16 protein-coding genes and 1 tRNA gene are annotated in these 23,134 nt (G+C 60.5%); 5 read left to right on the top strand and 12 right to left on the bottom strand.

The genetic code is table 11. The features are described 5' to 3' along the window. Positions 1 to 160 precede the first annotated feature (160 nt). The 9 genes from P2W41_RS14405 to P2W41_RS14365 form a co-directional block, all read right to left on the bottom strand. Positions 161 to 3,298: a Mur ligase family protein gene (locus P2W41_RS14405; protein ID WP_404933521.1), complete on the bottom strand. Its 3,138-nt coding sequence runs from the start codon at positions 3,296 to 3,298 to the stop codon at positions 161 to 163. A 10-nt stretch (positions 3,299 to 3,308) separates the two neighbouring features. Then, entirely contained in the window at positions 3,309 to 4,502 is a 1,194-nt protein-coding gene (locus tag P2W41_RS14400; RefSeq protein ID WP_292899540.1) for an HlyD family type I secretion periplasmic adaptor subunit, read from the bottom strand. A 2-nt stretch (positions 4,503 to 4,504) separates the two neighbouring features. After that, on the bottom strand, positions 4,505 to 6,703 hold the full coding sequence (locus tag P2W41_RS14395; RefSeq protein ID WP_404933520.1) for a type I secretion system permease/ATPase: 2,199 nt from the start codon (positions 6,701 to 6,703) through the stop codon (positions 4,505 to 4,507). Between the two features lie 74 nt (positions 6,704 to 6,777). After that, positions 6,778 to 8,628 (bottom strand): BapA/Bap/LapF family large adhesin, encoded by a 1,851-nt coding sequence (locus tag P2W41_RS14390; protein WP_404933519.1) that lies wholly within the window; start codon positions 8,626 to 8,628, stop codon positions 6,778 to 6,780. Further along, a complete protein-coding gene (locus P2W41_RS14385; protein ID WP_404933518.1) occupies positions 8,625 to 10,796 on the bottom strand; it encodes a hypothetical protein in 2,172 nt (723 codons plus the stop codon). Before P2W41_RS14385 ends, P2W41_RS14390 begins: the two co-directional genes overlap by 4 nt. Beyond that, positions 10,778 to 11,197, bottom strand: coding sequence for a BapA/Bap/LapF family prefix-like domain-containing protein (locus P2W41_RS14380; protein ID WP_404933517.1), 420 nt, complete (start codon positions 11,195 to 11,197; stop codon positions 10,778 to 10,780). Before P2W41_RS14380 ends, P2W41_RS14385 begins: the two co-directional genes overlap by 19 nt. Positions 11,198 to 11,643: 446 nt before the next feature. Then, positions 11,644 to 13,119, bottom strand: coding sequence for a TolC family protein (locus P2W41_RS14375; protein ID WP_404933516.1), 1,476 nt, complete (start codon positions 13,117 to 13,119; stop codon positions 11,644 to 11,646). A 376-nt stretch (positions 13,120 to 13,495) separates the two neighbouring features. After that, positions 13,496 to 13,569: transfer RNA gene (locus P2W41_RS14370), tRNA-Gln, on the bottom strand. A gap of 28 nt (positions 13,570 to 13,597) precedes the next feature. Next, on the bottom strand, positions 13,598 to 13,822 hold the full coding sequence (locus P2W41_RS14365; protein ID WP_292899547.1) for a hypothetical protein: 225 nt from the start codon (positions 13,820 to 13,822) through the stop codon (positions 13,598 to 13,600). Between P2W41_RS14365 and P2W41_RS14360 the strand changes: the two genes are divergently transcribed. Together P2W41_RS14360 and P2W41_RS14355 are read left to right on the top strand one after the other, a co-directional pair. Continuing rightward, the gene (locus P2W41_RS14360) at positions 13,805 to 15,310 is read left to right on the top strand and encodes a Ppx/GppA phosphatase family protein (RefSeq protein ID WP_404933515.1); all 1,506 of its coding nucleotides are present in this window, start codon (positions 13,805 to 13,807) and stop codon (positions 15,308 to 15,310) included. The two genes, P2W41_RS14365 and P2W41_RS14360, sit on opposite strands and share 18 nt — an antisense overlap. A gap of 10 nt (positions 15,311 to 15,320) precedes the next feature. Then, entirely contained in the window at positions 15,321 to 16,043 is a 723-nt protein-coding gene (locus tag P2W41_RS14355; RefSeq protein ID WP_292899549.1) for an RlmE family RNA methyltransferase, read from the top strand. Positions 16,044 to 16,052: 9 nt separating this feature from the next. Here the strand turns inward: P2W41_RS14355 and P2W41_RS14350 are convergent, their stop codons facing one another. Then, positions 16,053 to 17,468 carry a DHA2 family efflux MFS transporter permease subunit gene (locus tag P2W41_RS14350; protein WP_404933514.1) on the bottom strand — a complete coding sequence of 472 codons (1,416 nt, stop codon included), beginning with the start codon at positions 17,466 to 17,468 and terminating at the stop codon, positions 16,053 to 16,055. A 297-nt stretch (positions 17,469 to 17,765) separates the two neighbouring features. Here P2W41_RS14350 and guaB point away from each other — a divergent pair, with 297 nt between their 5' ends. Further along, positions 17,766 to 19,268, top strand: a complete 1,503-nt coding sequence (gene guaB / locus P2W41_RS14345; RefSeq protein WP_292899553.1) for an IMP dehydrogenase — start codon at positions 17,766 to 17,768, stop codon at positions 19,266 to 19,268. Positions 19,269 to 19,317: 49 nt separating this feature from the next. On the opposite strand, the gene P2W41_RS14340 is transcribed toward guaB, so the two are convergent. Continuing rightward, on the bottom strand, positions 19,318 to 19,998 hold the full coding sequence (locus P2W41_RS14340; RefSeq protein WP_404933513.1) for an MIP/aquaporin family protein: 681 nt from the start codon (positions 19,996 to 19,998) through the stop codon (positions 19,318 to 19,320). 107 nt (positions 19,999 to 20,105) lie between these two features. On the opposite strand from P2W41_RS14340, the gene P2W41_RS14335 reads away from it, so the two are divergent. Next, positions 20,106 to 20,525, top strand: coding sequence for an MAPEG family protein (locus P2W41_RS14335; protein WP_404933512.1), 420 nt, complete (start codon positions 20,106 to 20,108; stop codon positions 20,523 to 20,525). A gap of 3 nt (positions 20,526 to 20,528) precedes the next feature. Here the strand turns inward: P2W41_RS14335 and P2W41_RS14330 are convergent, their stop codons facing one another. Next, positions 20,529 to 21,440 carry a hydrogen peroxide-inducible genes activator gene (locus P2W41_RS14330; RefSeq protein WP_292899559.1) on the bottom strand — a complete coding sequence of 304 codons (912 nt, stop codon included), beginning with the start codon at positions 21,438 to 21,440 and terminating at the stop codon, positions 20,529 to 20,531. Positions 21,441 to 21,579: 139 nt separating this feature from the next. On the opposite strand from P2W41_RS14330, the gene katA reads away from it, so the two are divergent. Further along, the gene (katA, locus tag P2W41_RS14325) at positions 21,580 to 23,085 is read left to right on the top strand and encodes a catalase KatA (protein WP_292899561.1); all 1,506 of its coding nucleotides are present in this window, start codon (positions 21,580 to 21,582) and stop codon (positions 23,083 to 23,085) included. Positions 23,086 to 23,134: the final 49 nt, after the last annotated feature.

The raw sequence follows: 23,134 nt of genomic DNA, 5'->3' as shown, positions 1-23,134 counted from the left end.
CCGCAAATGTCACGCTTATTTGCCCTCGGGACCGGGAATTGTTCTGCTGATGCTCCCGGAGGGGCGGATTTTCGGCTCCGGCTCCCGTAGGGGAAAGAGATCGCGGCAAGCATTCTCGCTATGATGCCCAAGATGCAAAACCGCATATGAGCTGGAGTTGTCAGTTGGCAGCCGCTGGTGTCGTCCTGGGACCGTTCGCCATGGCGGCTGCAAGCGTATGGAGCTTTGTGCTGTTGGATCCCTTGATCAGCACCATGTCACCGTCACGGATGTCGGCAAGGAACGCCTTGTGCATCTCTTCGAGTGTTGCCGCACGACACCCTTTGCGAGCATCGGGTAGTGCGGCCCAGAAATCCTCGTAGAGAGAGCCGAGAACGTGAACGCGGTCGATGCCGTTTGCCTCGATCAGGGGGGCAAGATCAGTGTGAAAGCGTCGGGCGTCCGTACCCAGCTCTGCCATCTCTCCCAAAAGGGCGATCCGCCGACCATCGCCGGTCCGCTTGCCGAGATTCGCGAAGGCGGCTCTCATGGAGGCCGGGTTGGCGTTATAAGCGTCGTCTATCAGATCGATGGATCGTCCGTTGACGGTGAGCCTATGTTCTGCGCCGCGTCCAGGAAGAGGCAAAAAACTGGGCAGTTGGTTTAGCGCCGCATCAAGGGGGTGCCCGAGGGCCGCTACTGCAGCGATGACGGCGAGGCTATTGAGCGCCATGTGCTCGCCGGCGGCACCGAGCGCATAGCGCACCGCCTGCCCTTTGATGCAGGCAGCGACAATCCCGTTTGGCGCATCGTAATCGAGGAGCCGATATTCGCACTCCTCCCCGGTGCCATAATGGAGGATTTTCAGGTTGCGGGCCTGGGCGGCGGCGTGGACCACATCCCACTCCTGCATGTCGCGGTTGAGGATCGCCACGCCACCGGAGCTCATGCCCTGAAAGATCGCGCTTTTCGTCACGGCGATGTCGCGCGGCGTGGTGGTCTCGGAAAGGTGCGCTGGCGCAATGTTGGTGAAAATGGCGACATCAGGTTTCGCCATGCGCGCGCTCTGACCCATGCGGCCGACCGCCAGCTCGAGCACCACGTGATCCGTATCGGCAGATATCGAGGCAAGGTTCCAGGCGACACCGTGTGGAAGATTGGCATTGTGCGCGGTCTGGGCGACGCTTCCATATGGAGTTAGTGCGTGGGCAAGCATTGCGACAGATGTCGTTTTTCCGGCGCTGCCCGTGATGGCGAGGAGCTTGCCGCTTATGCACTGGCGCGCATGGCGCCCCAGGGCGAGAATGGCTGCACCGGTATCGCTCACCGCAAGAACGGGAATATTGTCGGGGAATGGTGCCTGTGGATCGTCGCTAATGATCGCGGCCGGTGGAGGCTTCATCCCGGCAATCACCTTTGGCGGAATTCCTCTGCCTGTCTTGCCAACACGCATGGTGACCATCTGCCCTGGTTTGCGCGTGGGCGCGTGGATGCACAGTCCCGTGGCTGTCCAGTCAGGCGCCGGCGGAACCATCCAGTGGCCACCCGTTGCCTCGGCAACGCTGGAGGCGTTCCAGATGGCGGCGGTCGGTGTGCGCATGGCAGGCTTGTGGTCGGTGGCACCGCGTGAATGGAGCGCCACCAGTGACTGGAAACCGGGGCGCTGCTCGAGATAATTCCGGTAGGCGATGAACCCGGACAGGTAATGCTCCACATCATCGATGCGCACCCGGAACGCGTGGTGGCGAATGAAGAAGCTTCCCACCACCCGTTTTGGCATGCGAAAGAACATGGCGGTCTCTGGCCAGAAGAAGCCGTTCAACAGGTATCGGGCGCGAAACTCGAGCGCTTCGCTGAATGCGACAAGATCGATCCTGCGCAGCAGATGCGTCATATGGGGCATGTCGCCGATCCGACTGATCAAAGAGCGTGCAGCCATCATCAGTTCAAGAAGCGTGGGAAAAGTGGTGATGCGCTGCCGGACGAAGTCCAGATGACCGGCGACATTTTGCAGTCCAAAGATGAAATAGCGCTCTTCCGGTCGATGGCGGGTCAGTTCGTTGACGCAATAGCTCAGCCAATGGTCGTGATGGCGCCAGTGGTTTTCGGCAATGAAGTGGTCGAATGCCTTCTCCACCGCGTCCAGCCAGCGAGGGTCCCTGGTGATGTCGTAGAGACGCATCAGACCGAAGGCGGCTTCGCCCTCGTAATAGATGGTGCGGAAAGCCGTCTTCATTTCCAGGGAGGGATAGTGCAGCACATGGATGAACGATCCGGTTCGCTGATCCTGCATGTATAGGATGCCGAGCGCGAGCATCTCCATCAATGGTAGATGGGTCCGGTCGCCGGTGGTGGTTGTGTATTTGCTGAGCGCGAGCAAAGCGACTGCATTGCCCCCCAGCTTGATTTCGTCTCCGACATCCACCAGGAACGCAGCCCGCCGGCCATCCGGAAGTTCCGCTTCGCGAATGAACTCTCCTTTCATACGTGCGAGCGAGCGGTCTATGGCGTTCTTCAGTGTCGCTTCACGCGTCACTTCCCATGCTTCAAGCATGGCGTAGGTGGTGCTTGCATGACGCAGCGTGTTGTATGCTTCTATTCGACGGTCGAAACAGGGGTGAAATCCGTAAGCGAATGCGCCGTCATCCTTTACCTGCCGGGCGAGATATCCGGAGGCAGACTGCACCAGATGCTCGACCAGGGGGCCGTCGAGAACCTCGATATGCCGCCGCCCGGTGTCCGGTCCCAGCTCGTTCAGTGGATACAGGCCGCCATCGACATCGCGGAACACGCCTTTCGTGGAGAATATGAAAACTGGCTGTTCTTCATTGAATTCCACGGCGGCCCCCCCGGGGTATTTCGACCCCGCATACCGTGCGAAATTCTTTTCGTTGAGGACGGCATGCGCTACGCGATTGCCGCCATAGAGCATCGCGTTTGCGTTCAGCTCCTGCTCGAGAAAGGCCCTGTCAAAGCTGGCATCAAGCGCCACGCCGCACCGAAAATAATTCCGCTTGGTCCGGGCCAGGCTTTCCCTGAGGTTCTTCCATGTGCTGACTTCGGCCCGATCAACCCAGTCCACCCGCAGCCAGCGCCCTTCCAGCCTGTTCTCCCGCATGACCTGCCGCAACTGCGACAACCCGTTTTGCCACGCAGCTTCCAGAGTGTCGCCTGCAGCGTTGACGACGCGCGCACGTGCTTCCCCGTCGGAAACGGAGAAAAACAGCACGACCGGTGGAAACGGCGCCCCAAGCGGCACGATACCTTTGCGCAGAGCCGTTCTGATTTCAGAAAAATCGTCGAATTTCTCGTGTCGCATGGTGTTCGCCCTAACGTTCGCGCAGTGCTTCGCGCGCACGGTTGAAAGGTTTGATGAGGTAGTCCAGAACGGTTTTGCTTCCGGTGTGAATGTCGACGGTGGCGACCATGCCGGGCACGATGGGAAAGCGCTTGCCAGCTTTGTTGACGAGCGCGTCGTCCTGGGTCTCGATAAAGACGCGGTAGTAGTATTTGTCCTTTTCCACCTCGTCCTGAATCGTGTCCGGTGAGATCGTCGTTACCTCTCCGTCAATGTCTCCGTAGATCGCGTAGTCATAGGCGCTGATCTTGACGCTCGCTCTCTGGCCCGGATGAATGAAAGCTATGTCGCGTGGCGAGATGCGTGTTTCGATGAGCAATTGATCATCGAGAGGAATGATGTCCATCAGCTTGCCATTGGGGGGGACAACGCCGCCGATGGTGGAAACCTCGATGTTCTTGACGATGCCACGCACAGGCGAGCGGTGGGTCAGCCGCGCGAGACTGTCGGAGCGTCCGCGAACAACCGGAGAAAGGGCGCTCATCTCGGCGTTGGCCTTGGTCAACTCCTCACGGGCGCGAACGAGATACTCGGATTGGACTTCGGCCTTTTTGAGTTCCAGCTCGGCGGCCTGACGCTGGAGGCGGATGATTTCGACATTGCTTGCTGCGCCGATGGCAGACAGGGATTTGTTGATTTCCAGCTCCTTGGTGACGAGAACGAGCGATTCTTCGATCCAGCGCAACGATTCGCGCAGTGAGCGCCGCCGCGCCTCGTAGAGCTCTCGTTCCGATCTGATCAATTCGGGATAGTTGCGAAGTTCGTCAGGAAACTGGAGCGGTGTCTGGTTGACCTCCGCCTGCAGCCTTGCGGAAGCAGCCTGAGCGGCCCGGTACTTGGCCGCGCTTTCCTCAACGTCGGACTCTTTTTTCGTAGGATCGAGCTGGGCCAGTAACTGGCCCGGATTCACCACCTGATCTTCACGAACGTGAAGCGCGGCGAGAATGCCCCCTTCGAAAGATTCAATCGCCTGTTCACGCTTGGTCGGGATGACGCGCCCGCTGCCCGATGACACCTCGTCCAGCATCGCAAAATAAGACCACACAAGTGCTGCCGCCAGCAGAAGGCAAAGAACCCGAACGATGCGCGTGGACCGTGACAGCCGCACATCGTCGTGATCGCCATATTCCCAGCCGGTCACTTCGTCTTTGCGGAGCAGCGCCATGATCAGCTCCCCTCGCTCGCGACTTGACGATTCCCGGATCGGTTGGCCGGCACGACCTTTTTGACGCCCTGCAGTACCTTCAGGGCCGCATCCTTGCTGTCGTCCAGCGCCACGTGACCGTTGTCGAAAACCACGATCCGCTCGACCAGTTCGAGGATGCGCATACGGTGCGTCGCAATCACCACGGTTCTGTCCGTCGCCCAATCGTGGAAGCGTGTTATGAACTGGCGCTCGGTGGCCTCATCCATGGCAGCCGTGGGTTCGTCGAGAAGGACGATCGTCGGTTGTCTGATCAACAGGCGGGCCAGCAACAGGGATTGGCGCTGACCGCCTGAAAGTCCCAGTCCTCCCTCCTGGATGGGGTGATCTAGACCTTTCGGCAGGCGGCGTATGAATTCGTCAGCACCCACCATGGCAAGGGCCTCAAAAAGCGCCTCGTGGGAAGCGTGCGGCGCGCCAAGCGTGACATTGTCCCGGATCGTGCCATGGAAGAGCCGCGCGTTCTGTGTGAGCAGCCCGACATCACGCCTGACATCTGCCGGATCGATCTGGCCGAGCGCAAGACTGTCGAGCGTGACATCTCCGGAAAGCGGTTCCAACATGCCCGAAAGGGCTTGCAGAAATGTCGACTTTCCGGCGCCATTTTTGCCCAGAACAGCGATCTTCTCCCCAGCCGCAATGTCCAGGTCCTTAACGGTCAGCGCTGGCTTCATACTGAAATCGCCATAGGTAAAAACCGCCATGCGCATGCGGTATGAGCCGCGCAGGGCCGCTGCTGGCACTCGCACCTCCGCATCGGGATGATCAACCGGCATTTCCATAATGGTGTTGAGGCTTTTCAAACCGACTTTCGCCTGCTGGAGACGGCCGAAAACCTGGGTGATCTGCGCCATCGGCGCCATCATCCGCGAGCCCAGAATGGAACAGGCAACCAGCGCGCCCGTGGTCATGTCACCATTCATCACCATCGGCGCTCCGAAGAAAACGATGACGGCGAACGTACCTGTCTGCACCGTATGGCCCCACCCTGTGAGTGCGCTGGTGATCGAGCGAAGGCGCAATTGGGCGCCGGCTGCCACGGCGTTGAAATGGTTCCAGCGCTGCTGGAAGCGCTCCTCGGCCTGCAGTGCTTTCACATCTTCTATGCCCTGCACCGCCTCGACCAGCATTGCGTTGCGCAGTGAGGCCTCCCGCATGGCTTCGCGCGCACTGGCGCGCAGCTTGCCTTGAGCCATAAGGCCCGGAACGATCAGCAGCAGGAGGGCTGCTGCTGGAATGATCACCAGCGGTCCGCCAATGAGCCAGAATATGCCAAGGAAGAGAAAGAAGAACGGAAGGTCCGTGACGGCCGACGCCGTTGTTGACGTGAGCAATTCGCGGACCTGCTCCATATCACGCAATTGCGCAATGAACGTTCCCGTGGATGTGGGGCGGGCGCTGTTCTTCACCCGCAATGCATGGCCGAAAAGAACGTCAGACATCCGCAGGTCGACGCGTTTGCCCACCGTGTCGAGGATGCCCGTTCGCAGCCGGCGTATGATGAAATCGAAAAGCACCGCCAGCAACACGCCTGAAAACAGAACGAAGAGGGTGTTCATCGAGTTTGCCGGCACCACCCGGTCATAAACCTGCATTGAGAAGATGATACCCGCCAGCGCGAGGAGGTTGGCCATGAGCGAGGCCAGCATCACATGGGCGTAGGGCCGTAGATCACGCAGAGCAATGCGCCGGAACCAGTGTTTGCGATAGGGGGCGATGTAGGCGTCGACGCGTTCATCGGCGATTGCGCGTTCTGGACGGGCGAGCACCATCAGCCGTGTCTTGGCCAACAGGTCGTCGAGCGGAATGGGAGTGGACTGGCCGGCATCACCGCTGAAGACCACTGATGCGTGACGGTCCGCACTGAGTGCGGTCACAACGCCGACAAGTCCGCTTTCCAGCTCGACCAGAACCGGCAGGCGCCAGGTATGGAGCTTGCGAAACTGCACCGGCTTTGCCTGCAGTCCCAGTTTTCGGGAAACCCTGACGATGCCTTCTGCTTTGTCGGGCGTCTCGAGGGCTTGCGCCAGTTGCCGGGCACCCTGTGCGGAAAACGGCACATTGTAATGCCGCGCCACGTGCTCCAGCGCCTCGATCCAGGCCCAGAGATCTGGCCCATCTCGATCAGGTAGTTCCGTCTGCTCCATGTCGGGGCCGATCATGCGATCCCCTTCGGTTGATCAATCGGTATGTTTCGGTTGCGCGATCTCGTGACCGCGCAACGAAGTGTCTGGGGCTACACGCCCGCCGAGCCGGTGTCGTCCAGGTCGTCTTCTTGCACCAGGTGGCCGAACGGATCGAGAGGCTCGCTTTCGCCGAGGACGGATCCGCCATCGTTGCCCGTGTCCTTGGCAGTAGTGCTTTCCGTGTCCCGCGAAAGCGTCTCGATGTTGTCCAGCGGCACTTCCGGACTGCCTTCCTCATCTAGCAGACCGAGCATTCTTGCGCCGTCCGCAAGTGTGGTCTGGCCAGGGCCGCTCTCTTCCTCGTTCGGTTGGTCGAGCCCTTCGAGCCCGACCACATCCTCCGTGGCAAACAGCGGCTGGGTCGATGCGATTGCGACAAACGTGCCGGGCCCGGCGCCATGCTCGATATCAATGGTGAGCGTGGCTTCGGCAGTCGTGCCGTTCGGATGCTCCAACCGATAGATGAAGACGTCTGACTGGCCGATCGAGGCCGTGTCCGGATCCGGCTCGTAGCTGTACCCGCCATCGGCGAAGATCGTGAGTGTGCCGTAGGAGCCCACAATCTGCGTTCCCGCCTGTGCAGGGCCTTCATAGGTCACCCCGTCAGGCGCCACTTTCAGAACCGTATAGGTTGACCCCAGCGTGTCGTCCTCGAGCACATTGCCCTGTGTCGATACGCCCCCTTCGGCAACGATCTGTGTCAGATCGCTGTTCTCGAAGGTCAGGTCGGCGCTAACGGTGACGCCGATGGCGATCCCGCTATTGGAGACATTTAGGCGATACTGACCTGTCGGCAGGTCATCAATCGTCGCTTCGATTGTTTCGCCAACGATACCGATCACGTCGATCAGCCCGCCCTCGCTGCTGTTCGCGATCTCCACCCAGACACCGTCAATGAATTGTTCCAGCGAGAACTCGATGGACTCAAGAAGATTGAGTAGACTGGAAGAACTGACTGAAATGGACAGGTCGCTCTCGACCTGATCCGCAACGCTGAAATCATAACTCCCTTCGCCACCGCCCAATACGTTCGTGTACTGGATGGCATTGTCGACCTGCTGCGTGGTCACGACATAGGTCGTGTCGATCCCGGCTGTGCCGGCGTCGTCCACTGCAGTCATGTCGAGCGTGGCGGCTTGGGTCGGATCGAGATCGTTCCACACCAGGCCTTGCCCGGCACTGTCGATCTGCACATAGAGCGTGGCTGTCGAGGTATTTCCTGTCGCAGGATCGTTCAGCGTGTAAGTGAACGCATCCACCTGACCGATACCATCGCCCGCTGCATTGGGCGTATAGGTGTAGCTGCCGTCGGGATCGATGGTGAGCGTGCCATAGGTGCCGACGATGGTCGTTTCCGGTCCGGCCACGGCCTCACCGTTCACCTGTGCGATCACGGTCGTGGGGGTGACATCATCGACCTGCCCGTCGTCATTCACGTCGGTGATGACATTGCCGGAAACCGGAACCGGATCGTAACCACCGATCTCGGTGTAATCGTAGTCCGTGCCGGACACCTGCAGGTCGCCGAGCACACCCGCCCCGACACCTTCGAAGGTCATGAAGGCCCGATACTGGCCGGATTCGAGCAGTTGCTCAACGCGGTACTCGTTTCCGCTCAACAAGCCAAGCTCGAGCAGCGTCGCTTCACCCGTGCCGTCAATGCCGGTCCATTGCGTGCCATCCCATTTCTGGATGACCAGTGCATAGTCGCTGAGCACACCGAGAGAGGCGAGAGCACTGTAATCGAAGTCCGCTTCCAGAGTGTGGTTCTCTTCTACGCTGAAGTCGACGGTGGATGTTCCCAGAACCTCTGCCTGCAGGTCGAGCACACCGATTGAAACCAGTGCCAGATAATTTGCGCTGCCGTGGTCGACGGATGACGACGTCGGGAGGATGTTCACCTCTGCTCTGGCAAAATCATCATAGGCCTGAATATCAGCGTCTGCATCTGCGTCGGCATCTGCATCTGCGTCCGCGTCTGCATCCGCGTCGGCGTCCGCATCCGCGTCGGCGTCCGCGTCGGCATCCGCATCGGCGTCAGCGTCGGCATCCGCATCTGCATCCGCATCTGCATCGGCGTCTGCATCCGCATCCGCGTCAGCGTCGGCATCCGCATCAGCGTCGGCATCTGCATCTGCATCCGCATCAGCGTCGGCATCTGCGTCCGCGTCTGCATCTGCGTCGGCATCTGCATCTGCGTCCGCGTCTGCATCCGCGTCGGCGTCCGCATCCGCGTCGGCGTCCGCGTCGGCATCCGCATCGGCGTCAGCGTCGGCATCCGCATCTGCATCCGCATCTGCATCGGCGTCTGCATCCGCATCCGCGTCAGCGTCGGCATCCGCATCAGCGTCGGCATCTGCATCTGCATCCGCATCAGCGTCGGCATCTGCGTCCGCGTCTGCATCCGCATCGGCGTCAGCGTCGGCATCCGCATCCGCGTCTGCATCGGCGTCGGCGTCCGCATCGGCGTCTGCATCAGCATCGGCATCAGCATCAGCGTCGGCATCTGCGTCGGCATCTGCATCCGCGTCTGCATCCGCGTCTGCATCTGCATCTGCATCGGCGTCTGCGTCGGCATCCGCGTCCGCGTCTGCATCCGCATCAGCGTCCGCGTCGGCATCCGCATCTGCATCGGCATCTGCATCTGCGTCGGCGTCTGCATCCGCATCCGCGTCGGCATCTGCGTCGGCATCCGCATCGGCATCTGCGTCGGCATCCGCATCCGCGTCGGCATCTGCGTCTGCGTCAGCATCCGCGTCTGCATCTGCATCTGCATCCGCGTCGGCGTCTGCATCCGCATCCGCGTCGGCATCTGCGTCGGCGTCCGCATCAGCGTCTGCATCAGCATCAGCATCCGCGTCTGCATCCGCGTCTGCGTCTGCGTCGGCATCCGCGTCGGCATCTGCATCAGCATCCGCATCGGCGTCTGCATCCGCGTCGGCGTCCGCATCCGCATCTGCATCGGCGTCGGCATCCGCATCAGCGTCGGCATCTGCGTCCGCATCCGCATCTGCATCCGCGTCTGCATCTGCATCGGCGTCTGCGTCGGCATCCGCGTCCGCGTCTGCATCCGCATCAGCGTCCGCGTCGGCATCCGCATCCGCGTCGGCATCTGCATCCGCGTCGGCATCTGCATCCGCGTCGGCATCTGCGTCAGCGTCAGCATCTGCATCCGCGTCGGCATCTGCGTCAGCGTCGGCGTCCGCATCTGCGTCTGCGTCGGCATCTGCGTCTGCATCCGCATCAGCGTCAGCATCGGCGTCTGCATCTGCATCTGCGTCTGCATCCGCGTCTGCGTCTGCGTCTGCATCCGCATCGGCGTCTGCATCCGCATCCGCGTCGGCATCCGCATCTGCATCCGCATCGGCATCTGCATCCGCGTCGGCATCTGCGTCAGCGTCGGCATCGGCGTCCGCATCTGCGTCAGCGTCCGCATCTGCATCAGCGTCGGCATCTGCGTCTGCATCCGCATCAGCGTCAGCGTCCGCATCTGCATCGGCGTCCGCATCTGCATCGGCGTCCGCATCGGCGTCGGCATCTGCATCTGCGTCTGCGTCTGCATCCGCATCGGCGTCTGCATCCGCATCCGCGTCGGCATCTGCATCCGCATCTGCATCGGCATCAGCGTCGGCATCGGCGTCTGCATCCGCGTCGGCGTCTGCATCAGCATCCGCATCCGCATCCGCGTCGGCATCTGCGTCCGCGTCTGCATCTGCGTCCGCATCCGCGTCGGCATCTGCGTCGGCATCTGCGTCCGCGTCTGCATCTGCGTCCGCATCAGCGTCGGCATCTGCGTCTGCATCCGCATCCGCGTCGGCATCTGCGTCCGCGTCTGCATCTGCGTCCGCATCAGCGTCGGCATCTGCGTCGGCATCTGCGTCCGCGTCTGCATCTGCGTCCGCATCAGCGTCGGCATCTGCGTCTGCGTCTGCATCCGCGTCTGCGTCTGCGTCGGCATCCGCGTCGGCATCTGCATCAGCATCCGCATCGGCGTCTGCATCCGCGTCGGCGTCCGCATCCGCATCTGCATCCGCATCAGCATCACCGTCGTCAGCGTTGGATCCGCCACCGGAAAGTGCGGCTGCCCCGCCGGCGAGAAGGCCCAGGCCTGCCAAACCCATCAGTGAGGATCCACTCACGCCCCCCCCCAATAAGGTGATCGACAGAGGCAATTTCGGAGAACTGAAAATCGGCGAGACCTGCGGTGTGATCTCCAAACCACAGATCTCCGCTCGGATCCTCAAGAACCAGGTCGCTTTTGGCACCGTCACTTTCGATATAGAAATTCTCTATTCGAACCACGCGCCCGTCGTGCAGCTTCAAGAGAAGGTGATTGCCATCGCGGGTGAAGCTTTCTACCGCGCTGGGGGGGATTTTCAGGGTGACGACGCTTGGCGCGTCCAAAGCTATAGCGTCAAGAGCCGCGGTTCTCTCGCTTCCGGTGCCTTTAACTGAAATTACAGCTGCCACGAGATCACCTCTGTCAACAATGTTGCCCTAAATCAATTCTAATTCAATAAATAACCTGAAATAAAATTAGTGTAGACAAAATCCGTTTCAAAAAGAAATACGGGGATATATATGATCGTGAGAATATTGATAAAGGGAGAAAATCACGCAACATCAAATAGATAATAAAATTAGCTTTATAACCTTTTCAGAGATTCATTGTTTTCGATTCATTGATTTGGTTATTAAAAATATAAATATAAAAAGAGAAATATATAAGGCGTCAAAACTCTAGGTTGATTTGTCATTGCAAGGATCGCCAGATCTCTGCTGGTATGTCGCGAAAAACTGCTCCCGCAGTGGTAGATCCCCGCGAATCACTCGAACAAGCGCGGGCTGGCTTCTGCCGGGGGCGAGCGCGGAAGAAAAGACAGATGCGTCACGGGGCGTATGCAACTGCAAAGCCCCTAAAGGCGAACGCCGTGCAGTCTCTCGCCCTCCAGATTAAGGTAGTGGCGCAGCAGCCCTGTTTGAAAAGCGCAGTCCACGTTCAGTTTTTGCAAGTCGTAACGGATATTTGCAGCTTCAAAACGGGCGGCGTGAAATTCCTGGTCGGCGTTGAGAAGATCGAGAAGCGTTCGCGTGCCCAGGTCCAGATACTGTTTGCGATAAAGGTCGCGTGTCTGCTTCATCATCGCTTCACGCGAGGCTATGGATGCGAGCAATTGTCGATAGCTGGCGATCTGCCCGTTGGCCTCAAGCAGCTTGCCTTCGACCTCGACCCGCACACGATCGCGCGCCTGCGATGAAGCGCGCAAGGCCAGGTTGGCGGCGCGGTTGCGGGCAGCGTTTTCGCCGCCGTTGTAAAGGCTGCCCTTTACATTCAGGCCGATATTGTATTCGGGATCGCTATCGTCAAGTTCCAGGAGATCGGCGCCGACACTGGCCTCCAGCGAGAAGGTGGGGAGGCCCTCTGCCTTGCTTAGATCGACTTGCGCTGTCGCCGCCGTCCGTTCGGCGTCTGCCTGCATGATCGCGGGTATCCGCGACCAGTCCGGCTTATCGACCGAGCAGGCCTCGCTGAGCCATTTCGGCGCCGTCCCAGACACAGGCGTCCCAGACATGGCCGTTCCGGCCCCGGTAGCTCCGGTCAAAGTGCCGAGCCTGCTCCGCCAGCGTCGCGCCTGGGCTTCGATTTCAAGTTGCTTTGCGCGTGCCGCCTGTACCCTTGCCTCGGCTTGAAGCTGGTCGGAACGCGTACTGGCGCCCTTGTCGGTGCGGGCGCGCACGAGGTCGAGAATGGCGCGGGTGTCGCGCACCTGGTCCTGGGCAATCCCGCCCAGCGCCTGGTTGCGCTGCACTTCAGTGACAGCCAGAGCGGCGTCGCGGATCAATTCATCCACCCGCAACAGCACTTGAGATCTGCGACCCTCAACACCGGCTCGCTCAACCTTTATCTTATGGTCGACCTTGCCGAAATCGTAAACCATCTGCGATGCGGACAGGTTGACCGTCGGCTTGTACCCGCTTTCATCCGCGTCGCTGCCATAAGAGGAATTCACGCCCCAGTTCACCCGCGGCAGATAGCCCGCACGCGCCTGTGCCACAATCTCGTTCTGCTGGTTCAGGCGCTCGACCGTTTCCTTCACCGAAGGGTGCCAGGTCAACGCACGGCGTACCATTGCCTCAAGCCCCGAGGGGCTCTTTTCGCCACGGGGCCTGGGAGAAAACTGGCGCTCCGTGCTCTGCTCGTCCTGAACAGACGGTGCTTCATTCGCCGGGCTCGGCGCCTCGGGCGTCCTTGTGATCGATCCGGTTATTTCACTGCTCGGCTGTACGGCGAGCTCCCCGGCGGGCTGTATTGTCGGCGTGCTCGTGCATCCGCAAAGCATCGCCATCAGCGCGCAGCCGAACGCGAGATACAATTCGTCGAGCTGACGCATTCACAACTCCGAACATTGTGAGCAAACGCAAAGCGGGCTGCCAACGCGGAACTTGTCGGAACGGTCGATTACCGATCACGGCAGACATGTGATGCACACGATGCGCCGATGATGGTTAACCAATGGTTACCGGGGAAACCCGGCTAAGTTTCACATGTCAGCGGGCATAGCGCGAAGCGGCGGCAGACGACAGTGGACGTGGGAACGCGTTCTGGTCGCCTGCAGGTGAGGCCGTATCCACGCGGGGGATGGCCCTGCAAGCACCGGCCCACGCGCTGCGCAAATGCCTGCGGCGTTGCGGCAAGCGCAACAAGAGTGCAGAGAATCAATATTCCGGGCGTTTGTGCAGGCGCTTGAATTTGCTTGGGAAAGAATTTGGCTGGGGAACCTGGATTCGAACCAGGACTAACGGAGTCAGAGTCCGTGGGTCTACCGTTAACCTATTCCCCAGCGTGCGGCGCTGGCCGCTTTCGCCACGCTATTTAGCGATATGAGTTTTATAGTCAAGGGCGGATACGGATTCAATTCGAGGAACGGCAATTTTCTCGACCGCGCGAAGATGATTGCATTTCCGGCGAAGACCACTCTTGGTGAAACCAGCTATGGCTGATACTCTGGCATCAACTAAACGGAATGAGCTGCATGCTGCGCCCTGAAGGGCTTGCGCGGCGGCGAAGGAATAGCGGTGGAAAACCACGACCATGGCGGGGTCTCCCCGTTAGACAGGGTCGTCCGGGATGCCGCGTCGGATGGGGGCTCCTCCCCCGGCTTCGACGATCGGTCGGCCGGACAGCCTGCTCTTGTGGGCGAAACGAATGTTTTGCCCAAGCGAAAAAAAACGCGCAGGAAAAGGGCCTCACGCTCTCGCGCCGCGCCGCATCGTGCATCGGACAATGCCTCAGAAGAGGCATTCAATGGTGATGCCTCCAAAGGTGATGCCTCGCATTTGCGCAAAGACGATCCTGAACATGTGCGGGTCCGGGACGGGCAAGCGCATGGGGATGGAACGTCGCGACCGGAGGAAAATTCCCCGAAAAGAAAGCGCCGAAAGCGTCGCCGGCGCCGTGCATTCGTGCGTGAGGCGGTGGCTGAGACAACCGCCAAAGAGACGCCACCTCAAGCTGAAGCGGGAAAGTCGAGCCGCTCTCAACCGGCAAGGCGGCGCGAATCAGAGCAGGAAGGCCAGCGCACGTCTTATGCGGCGCTTGATCTTGGCACGAACAATTGCCGACTGCTGGTCGCCGTTCCAACCAGACCCGGACATTTTCGTGTTGTGGACGCTTTCTCGCGGATTGTACGCCTTGGAGAGGGGCTCAGCCGCGAAGGCCGGCTTAGCGAAGCAGCGATGGACAGAGCCGTCAGTGCTCTTGGCATTTGTGCCGAAAAACTGGGGCATCGAAAGCCCCGGCGTATGCGGTTGATCGCGACGGAAGCCTGCCGCTCGGCCGAAAACGGCGAAGCCTTCATAGAGCGCGTGAAGCACGAGACCGGGCTCACACTTGAAATCATCGACCGGCAGACGGAAGCACGGCTGGCCGTCGCTGGCTGCAGCACGCTGGTGGAACGTGGAACGGAGGGCGTGGTTCTATTCGACATCGGCGGCGGTTCGTCCGAGATCGCTTTGGTGGATATCTCCCGCCACCGCACACCGCGGCTTGCTGATCATATCGTTGCGTGGACCTCGCTGCCTGTGGGCGTGGTTTCGCTCGCAGAGCGTTTCGGCGGTCATCATGTGACGCGTGAAAGCTTTCTGGCAATGGTGGACGCGGTGAGTGAAATGCTTGACCGTTTTGACGATGGCGGACGTCTTTCCAGGATCGCTGCCGGGGGGCGATTTCATTTGATAGGCACCTCCGGAACGGTCACGACGCTTGCCGGCGTTCACCTGGGCCTGGCACGCTACGATCGCCGGCAGGTCGACGGGCTCTGGATGGAGCGGGACAATGTGGACCGCATGATAGAGACGCTGCTTTCATGGGATTTCGAACAGCGCAAGGCCAATCCCTGCATTGGTGCGGATCGCGCTGATCTCGTGCTTGCCGGTTGTGCAATCCTCGAGGCGATCCGCCGGCGCTGGCCCTCGGAGCGGTTGCGGGTGGCGGACCGTGGCCTGCGCGAAGGCATGTTGAACGAAATGATGGCCGCTGATGGCGCGTGGCGTCGCCGGCGGCAGACGGGACGAGGCAAATGAGGTTGTGCGGATGAGCAGGAAACCGGCCAAGACGGGCGGCGGCGCTCGTGCGCTCAAAACACGGGTCAAGAAAAAGCGCGGGCTGAAAAATTCGTCCCGCCGCTGGCTCGAGCGGCATCTGAACGACCCCTATGTGCATCGCGCACAGGCTGAGGGAATGCGCTCGCGCGCGGCCTACAAGCTGACGGAAATCGACGACCGCCACAAGCTGCTCTTTCCCGGCGCGCGGGTGATCGATCTGGGTGCCGCTCCGGGAGGCTGGTGCCAGGTTGCGGCCGAGCGGGTGGGGTCCACACCTGAAAACCCGCTCGTCGTTGGCATAGACTATCTGGGCATGGATGCGGTGCCCGGCGCTGTTGTTCTCGAGATGGATTTTCTCGACGATGATGCACCAGAGCGCCTTCTCGAGACGCTCGGCGAGGCGCCGGACCTCGTCATCTCCGACATGGCTGCGCCGACCACAGGACACCGCCAGACCGACCATTTGCGCACCATGCATCTGTGCGAGACAGCGGCGGATTTCGCGCTTTCCGTCCTGAAACCGGGCGGGCATTTTCTGGCGAAGACCTTCCAGGGTGGCGCCGAAACCGGCTTGCTCGATCAACTGAAGCGCAATTTCAAGTCCGTCCACCATGTGAAGCCGCAGGCCTCGCGAGCCGAATCGGTGGAGCTCTACCTTCTCGCCAAGGGGTTCAAGGGACGCTCCGAAGAACGTTCCGAAGAGGATCTGTAAGTCCTCTCTTCATTCGCCGGCCGGAGTCGGCTCTTCGACCCTGCCGCGCCTCTTGGTATGACCTGAAACACGGCTCCCTGCTTCTGGTGGCAGGGAAAGGAACGGGATGGCGGCCATGGCGGAAAGCGCGGCCACGATCAGAAAGGCGCTGACAAAGGCGTCCATGCCCAGCTCTGTGCCGGTGATGAAGGCGGACGCCTCGAGAATGCCGCCGCCGACCGCCACGCCCAGAGCAATGCTGACCTGCTGAGCCGCCGCGGAAATGGTTGAAGCCTGACTTGCCTCACGGTCCCCCAGCTCGGCGAAAACGAGTGCATTGGCCGAGGTGAAGAATAGAGAGCGCAGCAGACCCGAACCGATGAGCACGACGATGATGATCCAGTGCGGTGTCGTCGGCGTGAACAATGCGTTGACGGCAATGCTCGCCCCGCCAAGCACGGAGGCGGCGACCAGAACGACCCGAAAGCCGCCGAGCCGCAGCGCGGTGGTGGCGATAAATTTCATTGCAATTGCGCCAAACGCCGATGCGAAGGTGAGGAGGCCCGATTGAAAGGGTGTCAGGCCGAACACCACCTGAAACATGAGCGGTAGCAGAAAGGGCACCGCACCGACCCCGATGCGAAAGAGCGAGCCGCCGAGGATTGCCGAGCGGAACGCGCGATTTGCAAAGAGGCGGAGATTGAGAATGGGGGCAGGGGTGTGGAGTGCATGGCGGATGTAGGAAGCCGTGGCCAGGACACCGAGCACCACCGTCACCACGCCGACGATGGGGGGCAATGCCGGCAGGCTGATGACGGAGAGACCAAACACAAGCCCCGATGCGCCGATGCTGCAAAGCAGAAATCCGGAGAGGTCCAGAGGCCCGGTCTCCTCGCGGGCAAAGTCAGGCAGAACATAGCCAGAAAGGACAATGCCCAAAAGCCCGATCGGGACATTGATCAGGAAGATCCAGTGCCAGGAAAAATAGGTGGTGACGAAGCCGCCGAGCGGCGGGCCGGCGATCGGACCGATCAGAGCAGGGACGGTTAGCCAGGCCATGGCTTTCACAAGCTGTTCTCGCGGCACGGCGCGCACGAGAACAAGGCGGCCAACCGGGGTCATCATTGCGCCGCCCATGCCCTGCAGAAATCGTGAGAGCACGAAAGCAGCAAGCGAATTGGAAAAAGCGCAGGCGATCGACCCGAGCACGAAAACTGCGATCGCAATGCGGAAGACCTTCTTTGCCCCAAAACGGTCAGCCATGAAGCCGCTGATCGGGATGAAGATGGCGAGCGAAACGAGATAGCTTGTCAGGGCGAGTTTCAACGTCACAGGACTGGTGCCGATGTCGGCAGCGATGGCCGGAAGCGATGTGGCGATGACGGTTGAATCCATCTGCTCCATGAAGAGCGCGACGGCGAGTATGAGCGGTAGCGTGCGGTTCAAGGCATTCTGTCCCTGTGCCGGTCTGCCGGGTGGGGCTGGGAGGGAAACTTTAGGCAGGCCGGATCAGCATGCGGGCTATAGCATGGGGCGTATCGCTTGTCCTGTGGCAGAGGCGGTGCTGTGTTGGTGCTGTCATGTTGTGTGGATGAAACATTCCGCCCTCATAGAGTGAGACCTCCTTTTCAAGCCGGCGCTTCCGTGGTACCAGCCAGCGCCAATCCTGAAAGGGAATCACACAAGCGAGGCCGTGCCATTTTATGGCGGGGTCGCGCGTCCTCTTATTCCAAAGGGTCGGCCATGGCGAAAATCATCGAGACAGCAACCGGCGCCCAGGCGCTTACATTCGACGACGTGCTCCTGCAGCCAGGCCATTCCGAGGTGATGCCCGGTCAGACGGATGTGCGCACGCGTATCGCTGGCGACATCGATCTCAACATCCCGATTCTATCGGCGGCAATGGACACGGTGACGGAAGCGCGCCTTGCGATTGCCATGGCCCAGGCAGGCGGCATCGGCGTCATTCATCGCAATCTCTCCCCGGCCGAGCAGGCCGAAGAGGTGCGGCAGGTAAAGAAGTTTGAGTCCGGCATGGTGGTGAATCCGATCACCATTGGCCCCGATGCAACGCTGGCCGAAGCGCAGGCGCTGATGCGGGCGCACGGCATTTCAGGCATCCCGGTGGTGGAAAACGGTGGCGCAGGTGGGCATACCACCGGACGCCTGGCCGGCATCCTGACCAACCGCGACGTGCGTTTTGCCTCCGATCCCGAGCAGCCGGTGCGCGAACTGATGACCCATCAGAACCTTGTGACGGTCAAGGACGGCGTGGCGCAGGACGAGGCAAAGCGGCTTCTGCACCAACACCGCATTGAAAAGCTTCTGGTGGTCGATGATGCGGGCAACTGCGTGGGGCTGATCACGGTGAAGGATATCGAGAAGTCGCAGCTCAATCCTCATGCCTCGAAAGATGCCCAGGGGCGGCTTCGCGCTGCAGCGGCAACCAGTGTTGGCGATGATGGCTTCGAACGCGCCGAGCGCCTGATCGATGCGGGTGTGGACCTTCTGGTGATCGACACCGCCCATGGTCATTCTCAGCGCGTGCTCGACGCCGTGGCGCGCGCCAAGAAGCTGTCAAACACCGTGCGCATCATCGCGGGCAATGTGGCAACGGCCGATGGCACCAAGGCATTGATCGATGCGGGAGCCGATGGCGTCAAGATCGGCATCGGGCCGGGCTCCATCTGCACCACCCGCATTGTCGCCGGTGTCGGCGTGCCGCAGCTCTCGGCCATCATGTCCGCGGTTGAGGTCGCCGACAGGGAAGGTATCTCGCTGATCGCGGACGGCGGCATCAAATTCTCCGGCGATCTGGCGAAGGCGCTTGCCGCCGGTGCCTCGGCGGTTATGGTCGGTTCACTTCTGGCGGGCACCGATGAGAGCCCGGGGGAGGTCTACCTGCATCAGGGGCGTTCCTTCAAAGCCTATCGCGGCATGGGTTCGGTCGGAGCGATGGCGCGCGGTTCGGCCGACCGCTATTTCCAGGCCGAGGTGCGTGACACGCTGAAGCTTGTTCCTGAGGGTATCGAGGGGCAGGTGCCTTACAAGGGGCCTGCCAGTGGTGTTCTTCATCAGCTCACCGGTGGATTGAAGGCCGCCATGGGATATGTTGGTGCTGCCAATCTGGCGGAGTTTCGTGAGCGGGCGACCTTTGTGCGCATTTCGGGAGCAGGCCTTCGCGAAAGCCACGCGCATGATGTCACAATCACACGCGAAAGCCCGAACTATCCCGGTGGCGCGTAGCGCAGCCGGTTCAGCATTTTGCGAGAAAGGGCCGTCAGGCCCTTTTTTGTCAGGTGCGTTCCATCAAGGTCGTTTTGGCAATGATCCCCGCAAGAACGGCGCCGACAAAGGGCGCGGCGATGAATAGCCAGAGCTGGTTCATCTCGCGTGCGCCCGAGAACAGGGCCGGCCCTATGGAACGTGCGGGATTGACCGAGGTCCCGGTCGCCGGGATCAGGCAAAGGTGAATTGCTGTGAGTGTGAGGCCGATAACAATGCCGGAGAGCGGTGTCCGGTGTTTTTTCGCGGTTACCCCAAGGATCACAGTAACGAAGATAAAGGTGCCCAGGGCCTCCAGCGCAAAGGCCGTCGGCATCGGATATAGTCCCGCTCCATCCCAGCCATTGGCTGCCCGTGACACAGGCGCGACGGCATCGGAACCTTTTGCCATGCTCCAGAGTGTCGCAGCCGCAAGAGCGGCCCCTGCCGTCTGCGCAATCATGTAGGGCAACACGTCTTTGAGACGCATGCGGCCGGCCAGAAAAACGCCAGCGGTCACAGCCGGGTTAAGATGAGCGCCCGAGACGGGACCTATGGCATATGCCATGGCAATCACCGCAACCCCAAACGAAATGGCAATACCCAGGCCACCCAGTGGCAAGAGATTTCCAAACCCGCCAACCGTCACGCTGGCGCATCCCAGAAAGACCAGGCAAAACGTTCCAAAGCACTCGGCGACGTAAGCTTTCATGGTTTTATCCTTGCGTTTAGGCCACCCTTGCCAAGCGTCTCCGTTTCGATGCTGATGGTGAAATCAGGAATCGAGACGGGAATCCGCGAAAACGGGAAGGGAACGACATGTCTCAACACGCAATCTTCTGGCCGATTCTCGCTCATGTCGTGCTCGTCTACGCCATGTATGTGCTGATCGGTCTCCGGCGGAAGAAAGCCGTGCAAACGGGAAGCGCGCGCGTTTCCCAGTTCAGGGAGAACCGCGAGGAACCGCCTGAAAGCCTGTTTGTGCGGAATAATCTGGCCAATCAGTTCGAGCTGCCCGTGCTCTTCTATTCAGGTTGCCTGGCCCTGTTTGCGCTTGAGGGAGCAGTGCCGGTCGCGATCTGGCTCGCATGGGTGTTTGTGCTCTCCCGCTACGCACACGCCTATGTGCATGTGACATCAAACAGGATCCGGTATCGGCAGCCATTGTTCGTGCTGGGATTTCTGGCGCTGGGCGCCATGTGGGTGATTCTCGCGCTGAAACTGTGGAATGCCGGATGACGTTCAGGCGCGGGCGAGCAGCGCCTGGTGTGCTTCCAAAACAGTCTCGCGCAACGCCGCGAAGTCGTTTCTGCGTGGGTTGGACTTCCGGCCTGCAAGGCATATGCTGCGGGAAGGGCTGGGGTCGAGAAACGGCAGCACGCTGACGGACGGCAAGAGGTTCGCCGAAGCGCGCGCCATTTGCGGAATGAGGGTCACCCCCATCCCATGCGACACCATGTGCAAAAGCGTCGTCAGGCTGGTTGCTCCGAAGGTCTCCATCGTTACGGGTTTGACGCGCCCGCAGATTTCGAGAGCCTGGCCGCGCATGCAATGGCCGTCTTCCAGAAGCATCAACCGTTCCAGTGCCATGCTCTCCTGCGCCACGGGCGGGGCTATCCGCGCGGCATCGCCGGTCGGCACTGCAAGGTAGAACGGATCTTCAAAAAGAATGTCCGGTGCAAGGCGCGTGTCGTCGATGGGGTCGGCGGCGATCATCGCGTCGAGGCGACCCGTCGCCGTGTCTTCGGCCAGGGCGTTGGTGACGGCCTCACGCACCTCAAGACGCAGCAGCGGGAATCTTTGCTTGAGGAGGGGCAAAAGCTCGGGAAGCAGATAGGGTGCAATGGTGGGGATCACTCCCAGCCGGAAGCGGCCTTCGAGCGCCTTGCGCTCCCTGCGCGCCTCACCTTCCAGATCGCGAACTTCGGCCAGAATGCGCGCCACGCGCGGAAGAAGAGACTGAGCTTCGGCGGTGAGACGCACGGCGCCGCTGCCACGCTCGAAAAGTTTGAAGCCGAGCTGGGCTTCCATCTCGGAAATCTGTGCGGAGAGCGCGGGCTGCGTGACGCCACAGCTCGTCGCGGCGCGTCCGAAATGCAGCGTTTCGGCCAGACGCTCGAAATACTGCATCTGTCTGATGGTCAGGCGTATCATAACTTTAAATTATCGCATCGAACATCAAAGACAATTGGAATTTATCAAAAGGCGTCGATACCTTGGAACCGTTCCAAGCCGCGCCGCAGGTGAGACCGGCAGCCGGGCAAAACCGGAAAGCAAGCAAGGGAGTTTTTTCATGGCAGACAAACCCACGATGACCACGTCTGCTGGCGCGCCCGTCAGCGACAACCAGAACACCGTGACCGCGGGTGAGCGGGGCCCGGTTCTGCTTCAGGACTACCAGCTCATCGAAAAGCTTGCACATCAGAACCGCGAACGCATTCCCGAGCGCGTGGTTCATGCCAAGGGCTGGGGCGCGCATGGCGTTTTGAAGATCACCGGTGACATTTCGAAGTACACGATTGCCAAGGCGCTTCAGCCGGGCGCGGAAACGCCGATGCTCGCGCGCTTCTCCACCGTTGCCGGCGAACAGGGTGCCGCAGACGCCGAGCGCGATGTGCGCGGCTTTGCGCTGAAATTCTACACCGAGGAGGGCAACTGGGACCTCGTTGGCAACAACACGCCCGTGTTCTTCGTCCGTGATCCGCTCAAGTTCCCCGATTTCATCCACACGCAGAAGCGTCATCCGCGCACCAATATGCGCTCGCCCACGGCCATGTGGGATTTCTGGTCGCTCTCACCGGAGAGCCTGCATCAGGTGACGATCCTGATGTCGGATCGCGGTCTGCCGACTGCGCCCATGTTCATGAATGGCTATGGCTCACACACCTATTCGTTCTGGAACGACAAGGGCGAGCGGTTCTGGGTCAAATTCCATTTCAAGACCATGCAGGGCCACAAGCACCACACCAATGCGGAGGCAGAGCAGGTGGTGGGCAAGACCCGCGAGAGCTATCAGGAGGCGCTTTACGGCGCGATCGAGAACGGCGAGTTCCCGAAGTGGAAGGTGCAGGTGCAGATCATGCCCGAGGCCGATGCGGAGAAGACCTCCTACAATCCGTTCGACCTCACCAAGGTGTGGCCGCATGCGGAATATCCGCCGATCGACATTGGCGTGATGGAGCTGAACCGCAATCCGGACAATTACTTCACCGAGATCGAGAACGCCGCGTTCTCGCCCTCCAACATCGTTCCGGGCATCAGCTACTCGCCCGACAAGATGCTTCAGGCGCGCATCTTCTCCTATGCGGACGCGCACCGCTACAGGCTTGGAACGCATTACGAGACAATTCCGGTCAATCAGCCGAAATGCCCGGTGCATCACTATCATCGCGATGGCGAGATGAACACGTTCGGCGGCATCAAGACAGGCAATCCCGATGCCTATTACGAGCCGAACTCCTTCGGGGGCCCGGTGGAAAACCCGGCAGCCAAGGAACCTCCCCTGAAGATTTCGGGCGACGCGGACCGTTACAATCATCGCATCGGCAATGACGATTACAGTCAGCCGCGTGCGCTGTTTAACCTCTTTGACGAGGGGCAGAAGAACCGGCTGTTCTCCAACATTGCGGCTGCGATGGATGGCGTGCCCGGTGAGATCATCGAGCGACAGCTCGCGCATTTCGACAAGGTTCATCCCGATTACGGCAACGGCGTGCGCAAGGCGCTCAAGGAAGCGCACGGCTACGAGCCCAATGCCGTGCCCGTGACGGGCAATACGCCGCAGCGGGCTGCCGAATAGGCAGATGTGAAAAGGCCTTGATAAAGTACGGGCGTGGAGCAATCCACGC

Source organism: Nitratireductor sp. L15S-10, from assembly GCF_045011005.1.
GTDB lineage: Bacteria > Pseudomonadota > Alphaproteobacteria > Rhizobiales > Rhizobiaceae > Nitratireductor.
The sequence above is the reverse complement of the archived record's forward strand: the minus strand, read 5'-3'. Positions and strand labels throughout refer to the sequence as shown.

Coding starts and splice junctions, on each gene's coding strand:
- P2W41_RS14400 (WP_292899540.1), bottom strand. CDS start 4,502: ATGGCGCTGCTCCGCAAAGACGAAGTGACCGGCTGGGAATATGGCGAT.
- P2W41_RS14355 (WP_292899549.1), top strand. CDS start 15,321: ATGAGCAGGAAACCGGCCAAGACGGGCGGCGGCGCTCGTGCGCTCAAA.
- P2W41_RS14365 (WP_292899547.1), bottom strand. CDS start 13,822: ATGGTCGTGGTTTTCCACCGCTATTCCTTCGCCGCCGCGCAAGCCCTT.
- P2W41_RS14405 (WP_404933521.1), bottom strand. CDS start 3,298: ATGCGACACGAGAAATTCGACGATTTTTCTGAAATCAGAACGGCTCTG.
- P2W41_RS14330 (WP_292899559.1), bottom strand. CDS start 21,440: ATGATACGCCTGACCATCAGACAGATGCAGTATTTCGAGCGTCTGGCC.
- katA (WP_292899561.1), top strand. CDS start 21,580: ATGGCAGACAAACCCACGATGACCACGTCTGCTGGCGCGCCCGTCAGC.
- guaB (WP_292899553.1), top strand. CDS start 17,766: ATGGCGAAAATCATCGAGACAGCAACCGGCGCCCAGGCGCTTACATTC.
- P2W41_RS14335 (WP_404933512.1), top strand. CDS start 20,106: ATGTCTCAACACGCAATCTTCTGGCCGATTCTCGCTCATGTCGTGCTC.
- P2W41_RS14375 (WP_404933516.1), bottom strand. CDS start 13,119: ATGCGTCAGCTCGACGAATTGTATCTCGCGTTCGGCTGCGCGCTGATG.
- P2W41_RS14395 (WP_404933520.1), bottom strand. CDS start 6,703: ATGATCGGCCCCGACATGGAGCAGACGGAACTACCTGATCGAGATGGG.
- P2W41_RS14340 (WP_404933513.1), bottom strand. CDS start 19,998: ATGAAAGCTTACGTCGCCGAGTGCTTTGGAACGTTTTGCCTGGTCTTT.